The following is a 255-nucleotide window of genomic DNA, read 5'->3' as shown; positions in this document are numbered from 1 at the left end:
CTCTTTCTGTAGCCGCTTCAGTTCTTTGAGTTGTTCCGTGCCCATTCCACCGTACTTCTTCTTCCAACGATAATACGTCTGCTCAGTCACGCTGATCTGTCTGATCGCGTCAATCCGGGGCATCCCTTGCCCCATCAGAACCTCAACCTGCCGTAACTTCACGACAATCTCTTCAGGCTTGGGTCTCTTGGTCGCCATCTATGGTCCTCCGCTTTCCTAATCATAGGGGCGGACCACTTCATTGGGGGAGGCTCA

Annotated in this window: 1 protein-coding gene; it reads right to left on the bottom strand. The window is 52.9% G+C overall.

From position 1 onward, the window contains the following. Nucleotides 1–198: transposase (locus R3X27_RS25605; protein WP_317711739.1), on the bottom strand; the 198-nt coding region annotated here is incomplete at its 3' end. Between the last annotated feature and the right edge of the window lie 57 nt (nt 199–255).

Source organism: Tropicimonas sp. TH_r6, from assembly GCF_033101155.1.
Taxonomy (GTDB): domain Bacteria; phylum Pseudomonadota; class Alphaproteobacteria; order Rhodobacterales; family Rhodobacteraceae; genus Tropicimonas.
The sequence above is the reverse complement of the archived record's forward strand: the minus strand, read 5'-3'. Positions and strand labels throughout refer to the sequence as shown.